Annotated in this window: 21 protein-coding genes and 1 tRNA gene; 12 read left to right on the forward strand and 10 right to left on the reverse strand. The window is 41.1% G+C overall.

All coding sequences use genetic code 11. The annotated features are described in order from the left end of the window. The first annotated feature begins 20 nt into the window (after window positions 1-20). On the forward strand, window positions 21-731 hold the full coding sequence (locus tag J7623_RS00475) for a hypothetical protein (RefSeq protein ID WP_291915920.1): 711 nt from the start codon (window positions 21-23) through the stop codon (window positions 729-731). On the opposite strand, the gene J7623_RS00480 is transcribed toward J7623_RS00475, so the two are convergent. Next, window positions 723-1,457 (reverse strand): DUF72 domain-containing protein, encoded by a 735-nt coding sequence (locus tag J7623_RS00480; RefSeq protein WP_291915922.1) that lies wholly within the window; start codon window positions 1,455-1,457, stop codon window positions 723-725. The two genes, J7623_RS00475 and J7623_RS00480, sit on opposite strands and share 9 nt — an antisense overlap. Before the next feature lie 73 nt (window positions 1,458-1,530). Further along, window positions 1,531-1,914, reverse strand: a complete 384-nt coding sequence (locus J7623_RS00485) for a helix-turn-helix domain-containing protein (protein ID WP_291915924.1) — start codon at window positions 1,912-1,914, stop codon at window positions 1,531-1,533. Between the two features lie 76 nt (window positions 1,915-1,990). On the opposite strand from J7623_RS00485, the gene J7623_RS00490 reads away from it, so the two are divergent. Next, the gene (locus J7623_RS00490; RefSeq protein ID WP_291915927.1) at window positions 1,991-2,824 is read left to right on the forward strand and encodes an alpha/beta hydrolase-fold protein; all 834 of its coding nucleotides are present in this window, start codon (window positions 1,991-1,993) and stop codon (window positions 2,822-2,824) included. A gap of 122 nt (window positions 2,825-2,946) precedes the next feature. Here the strand turns inward: J7623_RS00490 and J7623_RS00495 are convergent, their stop codons facing one another. From J7623_RS00495 to J7623_RS00510, 4 genes are all read right to left on the reverse strand, one after another. Beyond that, complete coding sequence (locus tag J7623_RS00495; RefSeq protein ID WP_291915929.1) at window positions 2,947-3,849, reverse strand: alpha/beta hydrolase; 903 nt, start codon at window positions 3,847-3,849, stop codon at window positions 2,947-2,949. 106 nt (window positions 3,850-3,955) lie between these two features. Then, on the reverse strand, window positions 3,956-4,900 hold the full coding sequence (locus J7623_RS00500) for an NADP-dependent oxidoreductase (protein ID WP_291915931.1): 945 nt from the start codon (window positions 4,898-4,900) through the stop codon (window positions 3,956-3,958). A gap of 53 nt (window positions 4,901-4,953) precedes the next feature. Further along, complete coding sequence (locus J7623_RS00505; protein ID WP_291915935.1) at window positions 4,954-5,691, reverse strand: AraC family transcriptional regulator; 738 nt, start codon at window positions 5,689-5,691, stop codon at window positions 4,954-4,956. Between the two features lie 163 nt (window positions 5,692-5,854). After that, a complete protein-coding gene (locus tag J7623_RS00510; RefSeq protein WP_291915937.1) occupies window positions 5,855-6,226 on the reverse strand; it encodes a nuclear transport factor 2 family protein in 372 nt (123 codons plus the stop codon). A gap of 325 nt (window positions 6,227-6,551) precedes the next feature. On the opposite strand from J7623_RS00510, the gene J7623_RS00515 reads away from it, so the two are divergent. The 7 genes from J7623_RS00515 (at window position 6,552) to J7623_RS00545 (ending at window position 12,294) form a co-directional block, all read left to right on the forward strand. Next, on the forward strand, window positions 6,552-7,364 hold the full coding sequence (locus tag J7623_RS00515; protein WP_291915939.1) for a helix-turn-helix domain-containing protein: 813 nt from the start codon (window positions 6,552-6,554) through the stop codon (window positions 7,362-7,364). A gap of 254 nt (window positions 7,365-7,618) precedes the next feature. Further along, window positions 7,619-8,320 carry a hypothetical protein gene (locus J7623_RS00520; RefSeq protein WP_291915942.1) on the forward strand — a complete coding sequence of 234 codons (702 nt, stop codon included), beginning with the start codon at window positions 7,619-7,621 and terminating at the stop codon, window positions 8,318-8,320. Continuing rightward, window positions 8,317-9,288: a c-type cytochrome gene (locus tag J7623_RS00525; protein WP_291915944.1), complete on the forward strand. Its 972-nt coding sequence runs from the start codon at window positions 8,317-8,319 to the stop codon at window positions 9,286-9,288. Before J7623_RS00520 ends, J7623_RS00525 begins: the two co-directional genes overlap by 4 nt. Before the next feature lie 45 nt (window positions 9,289-9,333). Then, on the forward strand, window positions 9,334-9,744 hold the full coding sequence (locus J7623_RS00530) for a DsrE family protein (protein WP_291915947.1): 411 nt from the start codon (window positions 9,334-9,336) through the stop codon (window positions 9,742-9,744). Window positions 9,745-9,980: 236 nt separating this feature from the next. Next, a complete protein-coding gene (locus tag J7623_RS00535) occupies window positions 9,981-11,195 on the forward strand; it encodes a WG repeat-containing protein (protein ID WP_291915949.1) in 1,215 nt (404 codons plus the stop codon). A 122-nt stretch (window positions 11,196-11,317) separates the two neighbouring features. Then, window positions 11,318-11,890, forward strand: coding sequence for a Crp/Fnr family transcriptional regulator (locus tag J7623_RS00540; RefSeq protein WP_291915952.1), 573 nt, complete (start codon window positions 11,318-11,320; stop codon window positions 11,888-11,890). 80 nt (window positions 11,891-11,970) lie between these two features. After that, window positions 11,971-12,294: a YdhR family protein gene (locus J7623_RS00545; protein WP_291915954.1), complete on the forward strand. Its 324-nt coding sequence runs from the start codon at window positions 11,971-11,973 to the stop codon at window positions 12,292-12,294. A gap of 223 nt (window positions 12,295-12,517) precedes the next feature. Here J7623_RS00545 and J7623_RS00550 read toward each other — a convergent pair whose 3' ends face one another. Further along, entirely contained in the window at window positions 12,518-13,423 is a 906-nt protein-coding gene (locus J7623_RS00550; protein WP_291915956.1) for an AraC family transcriptional regulator, read from the reverse strand. A 350-nt stretch (window positions 13,424-13,773) separates the two neighbouring features. Here J7623_RS00550 and J7623_RS00555 point away from each other — a divergent pair, with 350 nt between their 5' ends. Next, window positions 13,774-14,238 (forward strand): DUF4142 domain-containing protein, encoded by a 465-nt coding sequence (locus J7623_RS00555; RefSeq protein ID WP_291915958.1) that lies wholly within the window; start codon window positions 13,774-13,776, stop codon window positions 14,236-14,238. Window positions 14,239-14,275: 37 nt separating this feature from the next. Continuing rightward, entirely contained in the window at window positions 14,276-14,854 is a 579-nt protein-coding gene (locus J7623_RS00560; protein WP_291915960.1) for a DUF4142 domain-containing protein, read from the forward strand. Between the two features lie 88 nt (window positions 14,855-14,942). On the opposite strand, the gene J7623_RS00565 is transcribed toward J7623_RS00560, so the two are convergent. Both J7623_RS00565 and J7623_RS00570 read right to left on the reverse strand, forming a co-directional pair. After that, window positions 14,943-16,934 (reverse strand): sigma 54-interacting response regulator, encoded by a 1,992-nt coding sequence (locus J7623_RS00565; protein ID WP_291915963.1) that lies wholly within the window; start codon window positions 16,932-16,934, stop codon window positions 14,943-14,945. Window positions 16,935-16,993: 59 nt separating this feature from the next. Then, window positions 16,994-19,330: a histidine kinase dimerization/phosphoacceptor domain -containing protein gene (locus J7623_RS00570; RefSeq protein ID WP_291915964.1), complete on the reverse strand. Its 2,337-nt coding sequence runs from the start codon at window positions 19,328-19,330 to the stop codon at window positions 16,994-16,996. A 317-nt stretch (window positions 19,331-19,647) separates the two neighbouring features. Between J7623_RS00570 and J7623_RS00575 the strand changes: the two genes are divergently transcribed. Beyond that, window positions 19,648-20,046 carry a nuclear transport factor 2 family protein gene (locus J7623_RS00575; RefSeq protein WP_291915966.1) on the forward strand — a complete coding sequence of 133 codons (399 nt, stop codon included), beginning with the start codon at window positions 19,648-19,650 and terminating at the stop codon, window positions 20,044-20,046. Between the two features lie 160 nt (window positions 20,047-20,206). Here the strand turns inward: J7623_RS00575 and J7623_RS00580 are convergent. After that, window positions 20,207-20,279 (reverse strand) — tRNA-Phe (locus J7623_RS00580). Window positions 20,280-20,345: the final 66 nt, after the last annotated feature.

A 20,345-nucleotide genomic window follows, 5' to 3' on the forward strand; every position in this document is an offset into this window, starting at 1 on the left:
TATCACCAAAACCCTCATCCATGGCTAGTATCAACAGTGTTAAAACAGGTACTGCCAAAAAGAGCAAACCAGGCTCGCCTAAAGTAGCCCGCCCTAAAAAAGCAGCAAAGCCTTCCTTTAATAGCTACAACGAATTCAAAGAATTTGAAGGAAAGCATTATACGGGAATGAAAGTAGGGCGTAGCCATAAATGGAACTACGATCCCGGCGTATGGAGAGAAACCAAGATAACGCCGGACTTGTGGGAGTTGTTTTATGCTGTAACAAAGCGCAGAGCCGGGCACGCGCCGGAAGGATCCGGCGTGCCGGTAGGAACAGGCTATCATTGGTATATACTGGCGCATCAGAACGTTTTTAAATTGAATGAAGATGATTATAGTACCACTATGTCGGGACTCAAATTCAAGCTGGCACATAAGCGGGCCGGTAAAAATAAATGGAGTGCCACAGCCGGTACGCAACGGAAGCATTTAATCGGGTTTTTGCAGCAAATGATAACACAGTTAAAAAGTGCTCCTATTCCTATTGATATTACGTATCAGGATGTGCGTTACAAAGGAGAAGCCATACCTATTCCCGAAACGTGTGATGAAAAGAATCACTGTGAAGAGTATGAAATTACCCTAAATGATGAAAATATGGGCATTTTACGCCGGATGAAGAGTGGATGGAGAATGGATAGTATTGCGGATAAGAAACTCATTAAAGCGATTGGTACCTACTTAGGCTGATGTTAGCTCCATTAGCCGTAAGGCGTTGTTAATTGCATTAGCATTGCCATCGTTATTGAAGAATGCCCAGATATTGTGTCCCGTTTCCTGCCAGTGCAATATTTTCTTTGCATAGGCTTTTAATGTTTTATCTGAATAAGAAGAGTCAAATCCCTCCTCCCCATGGAATCGGATATAAATATGTTTGTGCGTCACTGCGGAGGCGGTAGGCCATCTTTTTCCGGCTTCTGCAATTACAAAAGCGATTTTATGCTTGCGGAGCAGGGCCAGCGGCACGTCTTCAAACCAGCTTTTATGCCGGGCTTCCAGTGCATAATGATATCCCTTGTATTGTTTTAGTACTGTAAAAAAGTGTTTTGCTTTTTCTTCATCGAAGGAGAGGCTCGGTGGTAATTGAATTAACACTGGCCCCAGCTTTTTATGGAAGGGATCGAAAACATCAAAAAATTTAGGCAGTGACTCTTCCGGATCATTGAGCTTTTTGATGTGGGTAATATACCGACTTATTTTTGGACAAAAGTGGAACCCCTTCTTTGCGGTTTCTACCCAATGGGCCACTGTTTGAGGTCTGGGGAGATGATAGAAGCTGGTATTGATTTCTGTGGTAGAAAAGAACTGCCGGTAGTAACCGAGATAATCGGTAGGTGTTAATTCGATGGGGTAGAACCGCAAACGCCAGTGTTTGTAACTCCATCCCGAAGTGCCGATATGTATCTTTCCTGCCATGATTTTGGTGGCGAAAAAATCATGCCGGCCACAATGGGGCTACAAATGATGTATATTAGTATGCCCGTGACTGTTAGCCCGTTACGCATGCAGAAAGTGGAATGCAATTTTCCTCAGGATACTGTTTACCCCAGTTGCACAGCGCTTGTAAAATGGGTACAAGTTCAATTCCTTTACTTGTTAAGCGATAACTGATACCGGCAGGTACTGTTTCAGGAATAGGGATTTTGACTAATATGGCCTGTGTTTCCAGTTCTTTCAGTTGCCGGCTTAGCACTTGTTCAGAAATAGCGGAGAGCTCCTGTTTTAGTAAACTAAACCGATCATTTCCGGACCAGATAGAGTACACGATCTGCGCCTTCCACCGACCGCTGATCACCTTTAAAGCAGAATTCAACTCGCAGCTTTGGAACAGGAACTGCTCGTTCAGGCTATTGCTGGATGTTTCTTTTTTCATCTTACTCACAATTTTGAGCGTTATTGACAGGATCCCAAAACTTCCTGTTTTTTGCACTATCAAACTCAAATGTAAAATGAAAACAGCAATTAAAATAACCGCTATCGTAGTTTTTACGCTGATATTATACAAGGCAAGTGCACAGCAACAGTGGGTTATCAAGTCCGTTCATCTCACCAGGCCAGATACAGTACTGGTATTTAAACCCGCAGACTATGACGCAAAGAAAGCGTATCCGTTGACCTACCTATTACATGGCTATAGCGAAAATTATAGTCAGTGGGCCAGCATGGTGGATTGTCAGAAGCTGGCCGACCAATATCAGATGATCATTGTGATGCCAGACGGATTTGTATCCTGGTATGTAAACAGCCCCTATCAAAAGGGCTCACAAATGGAAGATTTCTTTTTTAAAGAACTGGTACCCAAAGTTCATGCAGCATTCAAAATAGACAGCCGGAATATTTTCATCTCCGGGTTGAGCATGGGTGGTTATGGCGCATTACGATATTTTATCCAACAACAGGATTACTTTAATACAGCGGGGAGCACCAGCGGAGGACTCATTGTTGATGCAGAGATTTTGCAACAGGCCAGCATACATTTTTTTAATAACAACAGGGTTACCAATGATCTCACCAGTATATTGGGTAATCCGGGAACAAACGACTGGCACCAATACAGCATTACTAATTTGCTCAAAAGTCAAAAAAAGGAGATAAAGCCGTTTATTATTGATTGCGGCACAGAAGATATTTTGTATCCCAGTACATTGGAGTTGAAAATGGTAGCAGATAGTATGAAGATTCCCATCACTTATATCAAACAACCGGGCAATCATGACGCTGCGTATTGGAAGCAGGCGATACTTTACCATTTTGTGTATTTTAAGAGCAAGATGATCAATTAGTTCCCATCTTTATTTTACAACGTTTCTTATAACCAGAAGTTTATGTTGTTTTTATGAATGCCTCTAAAAGGCATTCATAAAAACAACATAATATGTAATGGCCTCCGGCACGTTAGGGGATATTACTCATTTGAAAGAAGAAACGCTTTAATATCCTTTATTGCTTCCACAGATGCTGGAGAACTAATCTGTGAAAACAACCAGACGTGTTTCTGGCCAGCAAACTCTTTCATTTTAGCATGTGCCTGGATAGGTTTGATGTAGGCGTAAAAGTTTTTTGTGTCATCATTTAATATCTCATCAGTACCAACCAGCAATAGCACAGGTGGAAACGATTTAAAATGTATTTCACTGGGGTCTGCTTCTTTTAATTTATTACCCGCATATAATAGGGCATGGTTATATAAGAAGTCTTTACTTAGAATTGGGTCAACTGCCTGCTTTGTTGTATAGGACTTGTTAACGCACTTCAAATCAATCCAGGGTGATATGAGTGCCAACGAGGCCGGTATTGGCAGATTAGCTTTCTGGGCATCATTTACTAATGTTATCGCTAAACCCCCACCCGCACTGTCGCCGATGATTGTAATTTTATGGCCAGGGTATTTCTTTTTTATTTCACGATATACCTTTAATATTTCATTGTTGGCAACGGGGAACGGCTGCTCTGGAGATAAAGAATATTCAACATATAAAATAGGTAAGTCTAAAGATCTGGCCAGGTGGGTTAACATAGCACGGTAAGCATTTATATTACCATAAGTGTATATCCCGCCGTGTAAATAAATAACAATGTTTTTTTGAGATAGCAGGTTTTGATTAAACCAGTAACTTTTTATTCCTGCAATTGTTGTTACACTTTCTGAAATGCTGCTGTCAACAGGATACGCTTTACCCAGCGTTTCATAGAAAGCCCTAAAGCCGTTAATTTTTTCCATGGTGCTGTCAGGAATGCTTTGTGCATTTACAGTGGACATGTTCAACAGGAGCAGACTTAAAAAGTATAATTTTAATATTTTGTTCATTTTTATTTCTTTGAAATTGTGAGTGAAATTGTTTGACTCCTTATAATGAGGTTGCCTCATCGTTTTTTGGAGGGTGTTGTATTTAATCGCAATCGGGGATAGGTGCTTAGTTAATTTCTAAGGCTACCTTACCAACGTAACCGCCCTGTTCTGCATACTGGTATGCTTCTTTGAATTGAGTAAAAGAAAAAACTTTGTTTATTTCAATTTGGAGCCCGTCATTGATGGCATTTAGCAACATGTCCATATTACTTGCAGATGGGCTGGAGAGTATTACAATGTGCTTTTTACCAGTGAACAGATTTTCGAAAAGGGACGTAGGTATTTCAATGGGCCTTGGCGTGGTGTTTAAAAATAAAGCTCGGGACTTCATTATTTGCTTGGCATTTGTGTACCTCATTTTACCTGATAAGTCAACTACAATATCATAGGTGTTTTTTTGTGAAAGCACTGGCTGCTTTGTGTAATCTACTACTGAATTTGCGCCCCATTTTTGCGCATGGGCCATTGCTTTTGGGCTGACAACAGCCGTTACGTCAGCTCCTTTTTGCCGTAGTAATTGCAATAAAAACATACCGAAGCCGCCAGTCGCACCATTTATAAGTATTTTTGATTGGGCACTGATGTTACCCATTTTTTTCAACGCAGTTGCTGCCGCGATGCCCACTACCGGAATGGCTGCCGCCTGGGCAAAACTGATTTGAGCTGGTTTTTTCCAGATGAATGAGGATGGTACGGCAACATATTCTGCCAGGGCACCGTCTTTCATCATATTTTTTACTATCCCAAAAACTTCATCGCCTTTTTTGAAGTCGGTGACAGTAGAACCAGTGTCTTCAACGATGCCGGAAAAATCTACCCCGGTATTTTTAGGGAATTTTGAGCCAGACATTAGTTTCATTTCACCCTTTCTAATTTTCCAATCCATTGGATTAATAGAAACGGCTTTTACTTTAACTAATACCTGGTTTGATTGAACAATGGGCTTTGATACATTTACAGTTTGCAAAACATCCAGGTTTCCAAACTTTTGATACGCTATTGCTTTCAATGTGCTATTTTTTAACTGTTTAAAACGATAGCACAAAACTGAAAAAAGCCGGATTAATAAACTTGTATCAAATCACTATTATGCTTTAAAGCCTTGGGGGGCATGCCAAACATTTCATACATATACTTGTTCAGTTGGGGTAAATCATAAAAACCGGTATCATAAGCAATATCTGTAAGGCTTCTTTCTTTTTCTGTTAGGGTAAGATAAGTGACTTGTCGTAACCTTGTCCATAATAGGTATTTAGACAAGCTACTCCCTGTTTGTGCTTTGAACAAAGCAGCCAAACGGGAAGGGGAGAGAAAGACAATGTTTGCAAAAGTTTGAGGTGTAATATCCTGTTTGTAGTAATTGGTGTTTATGTATTCTACTATTTTTATTACTCTTTCATCGTAGTGGGCTGTTGGCAGATTAGCTAGCAGAGATTTTATAAGCATGTAAACATCAAAAGTATCGTTACCTGTCTGGAAAAAATTACCAGCGTCCGGAGAGGAGTTGAAAACAATATGATCCTTATTTTCCGGGAACATACCTGATAGCTTCAAGCCAATATGTGAATATGGCTCTATATTCAAAACGTTCAAACTTCCTTTTTCAGCAACGCAATAATGCCGGACGTGTGGTTTAATCAGAAAGCCGTGAATGTGTTCGTATAGCTGCCCATCAATAGTTGACGTAAAAGGGGCGTCATTTGATAATACAATCTGATATGCAGAATGGTGATGAATTTCTACGGTAAGATTGTAGGCTTTAAGGGCAAGAATGAAAGGGTTGTTTACTTGTTTACTCATGGCCATTGTCATACAAATCTCTCGCTAATATAAGAGATTTAATACAATACACCGGACCTGAAAGATATATGGTGGATACCTGGTAAAACGATAACCTTTTTTAGAGGTACGAATGGCAGGAGCCTGGCTTTAGCCTTGTTGAAAACTCCTGCCACGTGAAATCTTACGCTTTATTTTTTGCCTCCACGACTGCCAGGTTGTTAACAAGCCGCCATTCGTTATCTGTATCCAGCACCAGTGAATTATAGGAAACAAAATAGTTTTCAGAACTTTCCAGGCGTAGTTTCACCATAGCAATGGTGCCATTTTCTTCTATCGCCTCGATCTCCATTTTTCTGGGCAAGCCGCCGAAGATGCCATCCCGTATATTTTGCAGGTATTTTTCTTTACCGATAACGGTTACGCCTGGTATTCCCATAAAACCATTGTTGGTGACCCGGAAGTCCTTATGCAATACTTTGTCTAATAATGCTACATCGCTGTTGTCGCCGCCCTTTACAAAGTTGGTGATGGCTTGTTCTATCTTGTTTAACATATTGGCCTTTTTAAGGAGTGATTTAATAGTTTATGTTGTTACGATATAAAGAGGGATGAGGGGGTGAAAACGTGACAGGAAATTTAAAAAATCCAGAATATTTTCAATCTTTCAGGGTCTACAATAAGAAAAGGCTTTGGATACGAGGGGGGCCAGGATAGTAAAGCAAGAGCAGGAGCCCCTCAGTTTTATGGGAATATGGAAAAAATCACCGGATTTAAAGGAAGCTTATATTTGTGTATAAATTCAGCGTTGTTTTAGCTATATCCACTGGTTCAACATATCTTGATATTTAAGATATCCGGTATCTATAAAGCGTTTGAATATGTTCAAGGTGCAATCTTTCCAGCCACATAGGTTGTTACAGGACTATATATTTTCCTCCCTGATCCTGGAAAGTGATTTCCAGGAAGAAGACGGCCGGAAGATGGTCATTCTACCGCATCTTATCCAAAGCCTGGTATTTAATTTAGGTCTGCCGGGCAAGATTTATGATATTACAAATAGGGAGTATGTAGCGTCAAATAGTATTACAGGTCCTAACGACATTGTTTGTGAGCGCCGTATTTATGCCGGTATGAAAAATCTTGTGGTAAATTTTAAACCGGCTGCCTGGTTTAAACTATTTCATATTCCGGCAACCACCTTCACTAATAAATGTGTTGATCTGTCTGTCATGAAAGGAACTCAAATGTATGAACTAGGGGAGCAGTTAAGGGAGTGCAGCACCGGAGAACAACAGGTAGCTATCCTGGAGGCGTTTCTTATCAGACGCATGTTAAGCGAAAGAAAATATTCGAGAAACCTGAGTGAAACGATACGGATGATATATGCAGCGGATGGTAATATTACTATCAGGCAGTTGGAATTGGGGGCTTATCTTACTAAGCGGACATTAGAAAGAAATTTCCTTGAGCAAACAGGACTTCATCTAAAAACGTTTTGCCGCATTGTACGTTTCCGGCGAACGATTGAATATATAGAGAAAGAAAAAAAGCTACAATGGTGTTTATTGGCTAACAGGTTTGGGTATAGTGACCAAACCCACTTTATCAATGAGTTCCGGCATTTCGCGGGATGTTTACCTCATGAATATCCTGGTTTCCGAAGTAGCCTGGAGCAGGCTTGGGGGATTTAAATTTTGTCACTTTTATCCGATAGTCACTTTTTTTATTTCCCTAAATTAGCAGCACTTGTAATCCCAATTAATGCAGTTAAGCAATAATAACATTGGTGGTCGAATTAGCTGTATTAAATGATGCTTAAATGCATCTCCGATATTTTGACCGGTTCCTCGAAATCCCCGCTATCCTTAATTTGAGTTATTGACTGCCTGCTATTAGCCATAGCAGTGTTATTGGTAAATATTGCATTCACCAAAATAGCAATCATATGAGTTATATCGAAAACGAAGCAACGAACCGACGTGATTTTCTTGGAAAAATCATTACGGGGGCAACGGTGTTGACGATGCCGTCTTTTGTTCCCCTGAACCTGCAAGCGGCATTCTCCCCTGAAAAAATGGATATGGGTGTTGAAAACCCGGAAGCATGGGTGAATAAAATAAAGGGCAAACACAAAATGGTGTTGGATGTAGTTCGTCCGCACGATATACTGCCTTTTGCCTGGCCTAAAGTGTTTTTATTGACCAACGCAGCTACGGGTACGCCTGAGAAGGAATGCTGTGTAGTGGTGGTATTGCGTCATGATGCGATTCCATATGCCATGAAAAGCGAGCTATGGGACAAGTACAAATTTGGAGAGATGTTTAAAGCAGATGATCCGGCTACTAAAATGCCGGCTGTAAGAAACCCGTTCTGGGAGCCTAAACCCGGAGATTTTAAAGTTCCCGGAATTGGCGATGTAGCTATCGGCATCAATGAATTGCAGGCCAGTGGAGTATTATTCTGTGTATGTAATATGGCAATAACGGTGTATAGCGTAGTGGCGGCGCAAAGCATGTCGCTTGATGCAGCTGCAGTGAAGAAAGAATGGATCGAAGGCATCTTACCGGGAATCCAATTAGTGCCGTCTGGTGTGTGGGCCGTAGGACGTGCGCAGGAACGAAGCTGTGGCTACTGCTTTGCAGGATGAAAAAGATTTTCTTCCAGGTGGTGTTAGGCATGGTGTTGCTGGGATTGATCCTGGTTGTTATTAAAATGGTTTTCCAGTGGCCGGTTAAACGTGGAAAAAATTCGGCGGCGGTGTTATGGATAGCTCCCGATACAGCAACGATTCCGCATACACCTGATGGTTCAATGATTCGGTATGGCCGGGAGCTTGTTGCCCATACTGCTCTATACCTGGGCCCAAAGGGAAGGGTAGCGGCTATCAGCAATGGTATGAATTGTCAAAACTGCCATTTGAATGGGGGCACCAAATGTTGGGGAAACAACTATGGCGGTACGGCATCTACGTACCCGAAATTCAGGGAAAGGAGTGGTACCATTGAGTCGATTACAAAAAGGGTAAATGATTGTTTGATCCGCAGCCTCAATGGTAGGCCTCTCGACAGCAACAGCCGGGAAATGAGAGCGATTGTAGTTTACATACAATGGCTGGGGAAAGATGTACCAAAAGGATACAAACCTCCCGGAAGTGGAATAGAAGAAATCGCCTACCTGGAGAGAAGGGCAGATACCACAAAAGGGAAACAGGTATATATGCAAATATGCAGTAAGTGTCACGGAGTGAATGGTACCGGGAAGATATCTGCTGATGATATAACTTATGAATATCCACCGTTGTGGGGAGAGAACTCATATAATACGGGCGCCGGCCTTTATAGGCTGTCAAGATTTGCCGGGTATGTAAAAGATAATATGCCGTTTGGTGCAGACTATACGAAACCACAATTAACCGATGAGGAAGCATGGGACGTGGCGGCATTTGTAAATTCACAACCTCGTCCTGTCAAAAGCTTTCCGGAAGACTGGCCAGTGATTAGCACAAAGCCGGTAGATCATCCTTTCGGACCATTTAGTGATACTTTTTCGGAGCAGCAACATAAATACGGTCCTTTTGGCCCAATACTGCATAAGAGGAAAATGCGGGTTAAATGAATAAACAGGCGGTTAATATTCGTCATTTCAAGTAAAAATACGATCATGAAAAAGCTGATCATACTTATTGGGTGTTTGCTAGGATGCCTGGCATTATATGCGCAGGCTGATTACAAGGTAGTATTTGATATTACCAGTAAATCTGTAGAAGATCATAACACGGTAATGCGTCAGATAAACGGTATTCTGAAAGGCAGCCCGGATGCGCAGTTGGAGGTGGCCGTTTACGGTGAGGCATTGGACATGGTGTTGAAAGATAAATCAAAAATAACCCCTGCACTGACCGAGCTGTTAAAGAATAAAAATGTAAGTATAAAAGTTTGTGGAGCGACTATGAAGCGAAATAACAAAGAGGCGAGTGAATTGATTCCGGGAGTAACAGTCGTACCAGATGCCATTTATGAAATAATTACGAAACAGCGGGAGGGATGGGGATATATTAAAGTGGCCCATTAAATAAACGGAGACATGCTCCGCGGCATGCGGGCAATATGGATAGCCATGAGCAAGGCTGTCTGCAGATAAGAAAGCTTCACATTTCTGTGAAGCTTTCTTCGTAGTGTGAGCCTCAGTTATCGAACATATTGTTGCAGGATATTCTGGCAGGATATTAATTTTTGTTCCTGCTTATATGGAGTTATAACAGTATGGGATGTGTTCCCTATATTGTACGCTGTTATATAACCGAATCTATGAAACAGTATTTTTGTCTGCTACTTACTTTTATAGCTGTGCAATGCATTGCACAGTCCAGGAAATTTCCATATTACAACGGTTCTAAGTGGGGACTTGTTAATGACAGCGTCCAGGAGATGGTTCCACCTAAATATGATGCTGAATTCTGGATATTCAGGGATAAGATTGCCATTGTACAGCAGGGAGGCCTATACGGTTCAATAGGCACCGATGGTTCCACAGTATTACCCTGCCGTTATGATTCTATTTTCATTATTAAAGGATTTACAGCAGCAGCGGGGTTGAAGCACAAATTCCGCCTTGTAGATATCAGCACAGGGAAGGAACTGTCAGGAGTTGAATTTAACAAGTGGGGAGAAAGCCGGCATGACCGACCGGCTATATTACCTGTAAACATTGGTAAGAAATGGTATTTCATGAATATGGTTACCGGTCAGCTGATCAGTAAACAGGGCTATGACGAGGTGGGCTTCGTTACCACCGGTTACTATGAGGGTATGATCCGGCAGGGCAATAAATATGGCGTTTTGGATCTTGCCACTGGTGCGTTGATTGCGCCAGTACAATATGATCACCTGGTATACAGAAGCCAGGGCACATTTGATGCCATTGCAGGAGAGAATGTTACATTTTACACAGCTGATGGTAAGTCGAGGCCAGGTAATGCTGCTGCACTAACCCAAAATCAACAGGCGCCCACGGCCGCAGCAACATTCAACGATGCTCCGGTATCGGACGAACCGTATATTGGTTATATGAGTATGTATGTGGCGAAAGGACAGGGAGGAGATTGGAGGGTTACTTACGAAAAGAGGAATTATCTGAGTGCGCCGGTAAAACCTGCCAGTGAGTTTCTGTTGAAGGGATATACCAGCGTTGAAAAGTTTTACTATGATGAAACCCTGCAACCTAAAGCGCTATTGAAGGTTACGCAAAATGGCAAAACAGGCCTGGTAACTCCTGAAGGGGAAGTGATGCTGCCTTGCATTTACGATAGTATTCGGAATGAAGGTGGCTATTATGTTCCCCAGGTGGCGGGCAAGGAAGGTGTGATTAAAACAAACTGGAAAGTATTGAGCCCGCCGGTCTTGAAACGGGTATATCGCGCTAACTACGAGGCAGCAGCCTACCTGGTGGAAATGCCAGATGGCAAAAAGGGGTATATGGATATGTATAACGGTAAGATCTATATTCCCGAGACGGCCAGATAGCACCAGGTGATATAGGGCACAGAAAAAACACAATACAATCGTATGGTGCTTTTTTATGTGAAATTTTGCATCAGAACGCGTTCATTCTCTTTTGTTTTTTCAGAAGAAATCGTTTTTCAACTATGAGTACCTTATCACTCCAAAATTTTCTCCAAAAGAATACAACACTCGATGAAGAAGAGTCAGCAGAAGTAGCCAGCGCTTTTAAGCCTATAAAGGTTCGCCGCAATGAGATAATAGAGCGGGAAGGAAATATTTGTGGGCATTTCTATTTTATTCATAAAGGCTGTCTGAGACTATATGAAATTGATAAGAAAGGGAACGAGATAACTGCCTATTTTGCTTTCGAGAATAGTTTCATTACTGCCATTACAAGCCTAATTACACAAAAACCGTCGAGAGATATACTTATTGCGCATGAGCCTTCTGAACTCATGGTGATTGACAAAGTATCATTTTTTAACCTGACCGAAAGATATTCTCCGTTTAAGCTGTTTTATAATAAGATGATGGAATTTGCCTTTATCCATGCGCAAATGCGGATCTACAGTTTTCTTGGCATGGATGGAATAGATAAACTGAAATGGGTATTGGAACATGAGCCTATGCTATTGACAAGGATTTCCAGTAAAGCGGTGGCTTCTTATTTAGGCATGACAAATTCCACTCTGAGTAAATTGAAAGCGAAGCTCTGAAACGTTGTCATATGACAACATTTGCTACTCATCTCTCTTCTACTTTTGTTTTATCATTTTAACAGCTAAAAAGTATTACAATGAGTAATTCAATCAGAAGGGTTTTTCTCTATGGAGAATTTCAAACAGTTGTTCCGCAGTTTACCGAAGAGTTATGGAGTATGGTGAACAAACAGCTGAAAGAGGTAAAAGGATTAGTAGCAAAAACATGGCTTTTAGGCATTGGTACACACACCATTGGTGGGTTTTACGAATTCGATTCTGAAGAAAATGCAAGGGAATTTGCCACCGGACTGTATGCGCAACAGGCAAAAAATGCAAATGCCAGTCTAACGGTGAAAATCTTTGATGGAGATACTGTAGAAGAGGCCAGTCGTGAGATGGGATCTCCCTTTTACAAATGATGGTGTAAGCATCTTTCATTTGCTTTGGCTACCCCATCGGCAAGCACAGGAGCCGTACGTTATTGCGTATGGCTCTATCGATTTTGTTCAGGTAGGTTCCTGTTTACAATCCAATTCCTTCAGTTAGTTAAGCAGGAGTAAACGGGAATAGAGGGAATGAAAAAAGCCTGTAAGCGATTAACTTAGAGGCTTCCTGGAAAGGAGCGGGGAGATGTCGAATTTTTTACGGGATTTTGAAGAACTGTGTAGTAAGTTGAATATTTAGTGAAGCTTTCATTCCCTGTTTCTTGAATTCGGAAAAATTATCCCCTGAAGTCGACTTAAAAAATTTACTAAAATGAGCGCTGTCATTAAATCCAAGTCTGTATGCGATCTCTTTCATGCTGCTATTTGTTGAAGTCGCCATGCGCTTCGCCTCTACAACTACTCTACTCCTAATGTGATGCCCAGCAGGGTAGCCCGTGACTTTTTTCACAACTTCGTTCAAATAATTGGCCGTCACAAATAATAAATCCGCATAGTCTGCCACCATCCTTTTATCCTGATAATTTTGCTCAATGGCCTGCATAAATTGCTTCACCAGTTCCATATTCCTTGTTTGTTGTACCGGCTTACAATGCAATTCCAGATGCCTGGATAGATAAATCAGGAATATCTTGAAATATCGTCTTAATATAGCCGTCTTAAGGGTAAAGCAACTATTATATTCCTTATGCATTCGGTTAACAACATCGTTTATGTCTTCAGCGGATCCATCGTCTATAATAAAAACCGACGCGCTGGAAAAGAGATGGGGAAAATCCGACAGACACGTAAGATCAAGTTCTAACTCCCCTATATTCAGAAAATCTTTGGTAAATGAAATAAAAAATCCTTCGGCAGGCAGATCGACCTTAAAAGGGTAATCATTGCTATTCCCAAAGCAAATTAGAAAATTCTTCTTACTGTCAACCGTGTTTCCCTCATTCTCACGAAATTCGCATTTGGTTATCCAGAAAATTCGCAATACGTCATCATCACATTTTTCCCCGCATTTAACATTATAACTATTTTCCGTCCATTGATCAGTCCTTTCAATGTTAAACTTGAATGACTGAGATGTTACACAATAATCACTGGGAAGTGCCATAATTATTAATTTGTCTGGAATAAGCGTTACTTAATCCATGCCAAAATAAGGTAGCTCAATAATTGCGATCATTTTCTATATACAACGTTGTTAAATACAGGTTTACAACAACAGAGCCCATTTGCTTAACCCCCTTTTTTAAAAACAAGTCCGATTTTTTCGGAGGTTACAAAAAAACCTCCAGTCTTTTCGGAGGTTCATCGCTATCCTAAATATAAATGCCTCTTGCCTGGTCGGCGCAAAAAAAGCCGTTAAATATGCAAGTGTATCCGTAATTGATATATTGACCTTCGTTACTTCTTAAAGCATCTTTGTCTTACAATTCAATTTAACAACCAAAACATTTTTTTATGAACACTCAAAACGTTTTAACACCAACAACCCAAGTAAATGAAAAGCAACTCCGGGAAGGCATTATGCCACGGGCACAGCTTTCCAAGGCAGCCTGCGAAATCGCGCTTGAAAAAACAACAAACGAAAGTGTTAAACAATTTGCCGGCTGGGAATTAATGGAGGCTACTACCGTAATTAAAGTACTGGAAGACGTAGGTACAAAAACTACACCCATCGCTCCGGATGCTGCAGCCTTCCTTAATAAGTTGAAAAGCTTAACCGGTGCAGAATTCGACAAGGCATATATGCAGGCCGAACTGTCGAATCATGAATTTCTCAGAGACCTCGCTAAGCAATTCATTGATGGATATGATGAACAAGTCACAGGCAAAGAGGAAATCGGGCATGTTGCCAATCTTGCATTATTTGCTTTCACAGAACATGTGGGGCTGTGCAAAAATATCTTGGCAAGCCTTTCCTGATGCTTAATCGATTCTTCGAACTCGTAAATATAATAAAATGGAGTACGGTAAATTTCAAACAAGGAAAGATTTTCTGAAGCAATCTGCAATGGGGCTACTCGCCATTACCGCCGCAATATCATCCATTGGTGTTTTCGAATCGTTTACCCCGGTAAAAAAAGAAAAAAGCATCAGAAAAAGGTCATCTTCAGTGACACCGAAAGAATTTAGGGAAGGTATAATGCCCCGTGCGCAGCTTTCAAAAGGGGCCTGTGAAATTGCACTGTTAAAAGCAACAAACAAAAGTGTAAGACAATTCGTCGAATGGGAACTAATGGAAGCCAAGACAGTTATCAAAGTACTTGAAGATGCCGGCACCACCGTTTTACCGCTTGCACCGAAGGCAATCGACTTTCTCGATAAGCTTAAAAGCTTAAGTGGAAACGATTTCGACAAGGAATTTATGCAGGCGCAATTATCCAACCACGAATTTCTAAGGGACCTTGCAGCCAATTTCATCAATGGGTATGATAAACAAACGACGGGAAAACAAGAGATAGGACATCTATCAAACCTGGCACTATTCGCGTTCACTGAGCATGTTGGGTTATCCAAAAATATCATTGCAACGCTTTAGAAAACACGGCGATGAGAATAAATAAGACCCGGTTTTTACGCCGGGTCTTATTTACACTGCCTTTACTCAGTCTCGTTGAACCAGAAGATCAAGTCAACCCGTCCTCTTTTTTCACGGCATGGATCTTCTTAATACCCAGTTTTTCCATCTTCGATTCCAGCGTGGTAGGTTTAATATTCAATAGTTCAGCCGCCCCCCCAACACCACGGATGCGGCCATTGGTTTGCTTGAGAATAGACAAAATATATTCCCGTTCCGTGGCTTGTTGCAATTCTCTTACGTCGCCCAAGTTCTTTGGAGGTGCCTGTGATTTGCTATTATTGTCCGCTTGTCCCGCCGTATTGTAAAGCACCCGCCCCAATTCCAACTCGCTCTTGCCATCACTTAACACAAATGCCTGCTCCAAAATATTCTCCATTTCACGAATATTCCCGGGCCAGTCGTACTGCATCAATTGCTTCAGGGCAGTGCTGCTGATCCCAGTAAAAGGTTTGCCGGTCTTTTTAGAGAATTTCTGGGCAAAGAAGTTAGCGAGCATCGGAATGTCCTCCCTGCGGTCTCGCAACGGCGGAAGTGTCAAAGGAAATACATTCAGCCTATAATAAAGGTCTAACCGAAACCTTCCTTCTGCGATTTCCCTTTCTAAATTCCGATTGGTAGCAGCAATAACACGTACATCGATTTTAATAGTTTGTTTTCCTCCTATACGCTCGATCTCCCTTTCCTGTAATACTCTCAATAACTTTACCTGCAAGTCTAATGGCATTTCCCCGATCTCATCTAAAAAAATGGTACTACCCTGAGCGAGTTCGAACTTGCCGATACGTTTGTCGATAGCACCTGTAAATGCCCCTTTCTCATGCCCGAACAATTCACTTTCTATAAGGTTGGAAGGGAGCGCCGCGCAATTAACCTTTATCAATACCTTTTCTCTTCGAGGGGATAGATTGTGGATGGCTCTCGCTATGAGTTCCTTTCCGGTTCCGCTTTCACCCAATAATAATACAGACGTATCCAGGTATGCTACTTGTGTCACCTGGTCAAACACCTTCAATAAACTATTGCTCGTCCCAATAATCTCTTCAAAATTTGAACGCGTCTTTACCTCTTCAATCAGGTACTTATTTTCGTTTTTTAATTTTTCACTTAATCTCGCAACCTCGTCCAATGCTAACTGCCTGTCCAGCGTAAGCGCGAATGAATGCTGAAGGTTTTCCAGCAGCACAAGATGATCGACCTGGTAGGCGTCCGGGTTTTTGCTGTAAAATGAAATAAGAAATCTTTCTCCGTTGCCAAGCGTAAATGGCATCATCAGATTTGATTCTACTTTAAATAACCTTGCAAATAAGCCTTTAATTCTATATTTCTTGCAAGCGTTTTCGAAATCAGCCCCGTTATAAAATGCCGATTGCTCATACACAACATCTCCCCGTTCCCTTTTATATTCACCCTCACTCAGGTTCATCATTTTAATGAGGTCAGGCAGGTTTATTACCTGGTATTCATTGAAGCCAATCCTTAAAAAGCTACAGGCGATAGAAATATCAGCTACTTGCCGCTCCAGTCCCAGGCCAATAAAATCGAAAGGTATATAAGGCTGAAACAACTTTGAAAGGTTTAGAAGACGGTTTTCCCATGCGACCTGTTCAGACAAAATGTTGATGATAGAGATTTGAAGTGCCTGCCGCTGGCTTAACTTGACTTCCATGCTATGCGCATGGCGATAGTAGGCAATATCTAGCATTATCAGTATATCTTTTTCCCTAAATGGCTTAATCAAAAAACCGTATGGTTTTGTTGCTTTGGCATCCTCGAGCACCACCTGGTTGCTGTTAGCCGAAAGATATACAAAACCAATATTTTTCTCAGTAAGGAATTTGGCCAGATCAATACCCGTCTCTTTCCCCTTTAAATAAATATCGAGTAATACCAATGACGGCGCGTGTTTATTGATTATCTCAATCGCCTCAGAAACAGAGTCTGCGATACCGCAAACAAAATATCCAGATCGCTGCAAAATCAGACGCAGGTCATTGGCTACCACAAACTCATCTTCTACAATTAGTATTTTCTTCTCCATAAACAGGGGTTTTATAGATCACGGCATCGCTTCCGGAAATACCGTGACAAGATTTTAAATCACAAAAGCTTCGTATTGGCTAAAACAGGATCTGCAGGGGTAAATACTACCTGCACGGTGAGCCCGTTATTGTTCAAAATATCAAATGTTCCGCCTAATTGTTTGGATAAACCTTTCATTAAGCCGATACCCAATGTTGGTGAATTCAGCCAGTTAAAATCCTCTGGCAACCCAATTCCGTTGTCTTTAATGGTCAATACAACACTGCTATTCATCCGGCTGTACATTTCGATGTGAACCTGCCCGGTCCGTTCACCAGGGAAAGCATATTTTACAGCATTGGTCATTGCTTCATTAATGATCAATCCCAGTGGTACGGCCTGGGCAACATCAAGCTGTAACGCCATAATAGATAGGTCACATTTTATGCGCCGGCTTGTATCCAAATTATCCAAAAGATATTCTGCCACCTCCTTAATATAAGCCTCCATATCAACCGTTGCTAAACTATCAGATTGATATAACTTTTGATGGATCAGCGAAATAGCATGAACCCGGTGCTGGCTTTCTTTAATAGCGGCAAAAGAAGCTTCATCTTTTAAATACGCGGATTGCGAGTTGAGGAGGCTTATTACGATCTGCAGGTTATTTTTTACCCGATGATGGATCTCTTTCATCAGCCATTCTTTCTCATCAAGCAGCTTATCCTTTTCTACCAATAATCGCTTTTCATCGAGCACCAGTTTTTCCAGCGATAGGTTTTGCTGATTTATTTTTTCCTGTTTGACCTGTAATTCAATGTTTGCTTTTTTCTTCACCCTAAACTGGCTGTATACCACAAGCAGCAGCAATAACAGCATTGCGGCACCTGCTATTAGCACTTCCCGAAAATATTTTTCCTGGCTAATGGTTTTTTGCTGAAGCGAGCTTTGATTACTTAATAACTGAAAATCCTTCTCTTTTTGGCGGGTTTCATACTGTATCTCGAGTTCTGCGATCTGCCTGCTTTTGCTTTCATTAAACATTGAGTCAGTTAATATTTTAAATAGCTGGTAATGCCGGATGGCGGATTGATAATTTCCATTGATAGAATCAATCTCAAAAAGCTCATAGTTTATATCCCTCATGGCTGGCAATGAGTTTGTCAGCTCCGATAGTGTTAGTCCTTTTTGGAAATACTCCTTTGCCTTGCCGGTTTGATTTTGCTTCATATAGAAGGCAGCTATATCATTGTAGACAGGTATTTTACTTTCAGGTGTGTTCAAGACTTGTTCTGCTATATACAATGCTTTCAAATAAAATTTTTCCGCAAGGCCGTATTGCGCTGTGTGGAAATAGCAATTGGCCAAACACCTGTATATGTCAACGTTAAGCACATAGCTTCTATTTGTTTCAGCGGAATATCTCTCTAAAGCGGTGCGTAGCATTTTTAGCGCCTCCTCATATTTGTTCTGCTGCATCAATCCGTCATTGGAAATAACCAACGTTAGAAAAATACACATAGAAGTATCAGCCTGCAATTGCGCAAGTGTCAAAGCATGTTCCAAATATCCCCTCCCTCTGTCAAATGCCTTAACATTGTAATTTATGGTACCAGCACGATAATTATACAGACATAAATCTACGCTGTCTTTAATTTCTTCACAATATTTTAAACTTTGCTGGAACCAATAAAAGGCTTCTTTAAACCTGCCGGTGATAGCATTGGAATGCGCTAATAAATCGGAGGTCTTATGCCTGCTGCTGTCATTTATTTGAATTTGAAAGTTATATAGACTTACTAATTCGTCTATCGCCGTTAATGATTGCCCTTGAGCAATATGATTATATGCTATGGCCCTCAATAAAGAGGCTACTTTTTTATTCTCTTTTTTCGACTTAAAATAATTCAATGCCTTTTGATAGCTAACACTGTCGGCCGGTATAATTTCCTTCCCATGTGTTCTGAATTTCCAGGCCTCGCTCAAAAAGTAAAAAGCATCCGCTGCATCAGCAATGCCTGTATGTTGGTAAAATACAACAGCTTGTTTATGTAGTTCGGCCGCTATACTATCTTCTCTCTGAATATAAAACAACCTGCTTTTAAGTAAAAGGTATCTTTTCAACCCATTAATGTAATTGATCTTATTACTTGTGGCCGCAACTGCTGTCATGATTTGCTGTACAATTACCAGATCCGCCTGCTTTCTCCCGTTAAAATACTGTAGCATGGCAGCATCAGCCATCGTCAGCAGCAATTTCACTTTGTCAACGTCCGGCTTTATTGTTGCTTCAACAATTGCCTGTTCCGATGCAGTCTGGGTATTGTTCTGTGATAGCTGGGCATGCGCGGTTACTGCTATGGTTAATAGCAGGGTAAAAACTAAGTAAAATTTGTTACAATAGTCTTTTTGCATTGGTTGTTAGTCGGGATACATAGTGGTTCGATCACCATGTGGATAAAGTACTTACTACAAATGAGGTTCCACATAAAAAAGCCCGCTCAAGGTATAAAATGGGATGGAAGTTACGGTTTTTTCAGAGTAAATTTCGGAGAACTCCGAAATTTACGGAGTTTGCAAACGTCTGAGCCTTAAATATTTCTTCAGCCTGTAGCATTATAAAGTTTATTACCGGCGGGCAATTTATCATCCACTAAAATTTGACACATTAACTAATCGTGGTACGCGGGTTGTTATTTGCATAACATCCAATGATCTTTTAAGTAAACAATATGAATGAGGCTATAGAGACGATATCGGAAATATACAAGGCATTTGCCCAAGGGAATGTTGGCAAAATATTGAGTTTATTAGGTGAAAATTTCGTCATTCATTTACCGAAATCACTCGGCGGGAAACACTACGGGCGGGGAGGTATTCTGGAGGTCGTATCAAAGATGTGCGGCACCAACAATCGTCTGGTCAAAGTTATAACAAAGTCAATTGAAGTAGAAGATTCGGTTATTGTTTTTGGACACATTGAATTACCGGAAGAAATTTTTCATAGACAAATAGTCCCTTATATAGACGTTTGGAGGTCACAGGACAACAGGCTTATTGAAGTGCAGGTATTTTATCTGGATGTGGAGTATATAAATGAATATTCGAATTATATAATGAAGGAACATTGAAATGACAGAGAGATAGTTATCCCTGACAAGGTAGGGGCCCCCGGGCAGTTTGACCCCCGAGGATAAATAAAGAGTTCCGTCAAATGCAGCACCTGGCGAAGGATTAGGGGAAATAAAAAAAGGGAACAATACTTTTTACAGTAATGTTCCCTTTTCTGTGTGGTGTGAGCCGGGATCGAACCGGCGACACAAGGATTTTCAGTCCTTTGCTCTACCAACTGAGCTACCGCACCATCCTTTTTTGTTGCCCTCTCTCGTGAGGGGATTGCAAAAGTAAGACAAACTTTTGAATTGCAAAA

The sequence above is a fragment of the Chitinophaga sp. genome (assembly GCF_017745275.1).
Taxonomy (GTDB): Bacteria; Bacteroidota; Bacteroidia; order Chitinophagales; family Chitinophagaceae; genus Chitinophaga.

Bases quoted from the DNA above. Each gene is read 5' to 3' on its own strand.
- J7623_RS00520 (WP_291915942.1), top strand. From the start codon at position 7,619: ATGAGTTATATCGAAAACGAAGCAACGAACCGACGTGATTTTCTTGGA.
- J7623_RS00535 (WP_291915949.1), top strand. From the start codon at position 9,981: ATGAAACAGTATTTTTGTCTGCTACTTACTTTTATAGCTGTGCAATGC.
- J7623_RS00505 (WP_291915935.1), bottom strand. From the start codon at position 5,691: ATGAGTAAACAAGTAAACAACCCTTTCATTCTTGCCCTTAAAGCCTAC.
- J7623_RS00570 (WP_291915964.1), bottom strand. From the start codon at position 19,330: ATGCAAAAAGACTATTGTAACAAATTTTACTTAGTTTTTACCCTGCTA.
- J7623_RS00525 (WP_291915944.1), top strand. From the start codon at position 8,317: ATGAAAAAGATTTTCTTCCAGGTGGTGTTAGGCATGGTGTTGCTGGGA.
- J7623_RS00475 (WP_291915920.1), top strand. From the start codon at position 21: ATGGCTAGTATCAACAGTGTTAAAACAGGTACTGCCAAAAAGAGCAAA.
- J7623_RS00550 (WP_291915956.1), bottom strand. From the start codon at position 13,423: ATGGCACTTCCCAGTGATTATTGTGTAACATCTCAGTCATTCAAGTTT.
- J7623_RS00565 (WP_291915963.1), bottom strand. From the start codon at position 16,934: ATGGAGAAGAAAATACTAATTGTAGAAGATGAGTTTGTGGTAGCCAAT.
- J7623_RS00575 (WP_291915966.1), top strand. From the start codon at position 19,648: ATGAATGAGGCTATAGAGACGATATCGGAAATATACAAGGCATTTGCC.
- J7623_RS00555 (WP_291915958.1), top strand. From the start codon at position 13,774: ATGAACACTCAAAACGTTTTAACACCAACAACCCAAGTAAATGAAAAG.
- J7623_RS00495 (WP_291915929.1), bottom strand. From the start codon at position 3,849: ATGAACAAAATATTAAAATTATACTTTTTAAGTCTGCTCCTGTTGAAC.
- J7623_RS00540 (WP_291915952.1), top strand. From the start codon at position 11,318: ATGAGTACCTTATCACTCCAAAATTTTCTCCAAAAGAATACAACACTC.
- J7623_RS00510 (WP_291915937.1), bottom strand. From the start codon at position 6,226: ATGTTAAACAAGATAGAACAAGCCATCACCAACTTTGTAAAGGGCGGC.
- J7623_RS00545 (WP_291915954.1), top strand. From the start codon at position 11,971: ATGAGTAATTCAATCAGAAGGGTTTTTCTCTATGGAGAATTTCAAACA.
- J7623_RS00515 (WP_291915939.1), top strand. From the start codon at position 6,552: ATGTTCAAGGTGCAATCTTTCCAGCCACATAGGTTGTTACAGGACTAT.
- J7623_RS00560 (WP_291915960.1), top strand. From the start codon at position 14,276: ATGGAGTACGGTAAATTTCAAACAAGGAAAGATTTTCTGAAGCAATCT.
- J7623_RS00490 (WP_291915927.1), top strand. From the start codon at position 1,991: ATGAAAACAGCAATTAAAATAACCGCTATCGTAGTTTTTACGCTGATA.
- J7623_RS00480 (WP_291915922.1), bottom strand. From the start codon at position 1,457: ATGGCAGGAAAGATACATATCGGCACTTCGGGATGGAGTTACAAACAC.
- J7623_RS00485 (WP_291915924.1), bottom strand. From the start codon at position 1,914: ATGAAAAAAGAAACATCCAGCAATAGCCTGAACGAGCAGTTCCTGTTC.
- J7623_RS00530 (WP_291915947.1), top strand. From the start codon at position 9,334: ATGAAAAAGCTGATCATACTTATTGGGTGTTTGCTAGGATGCCTGGCA.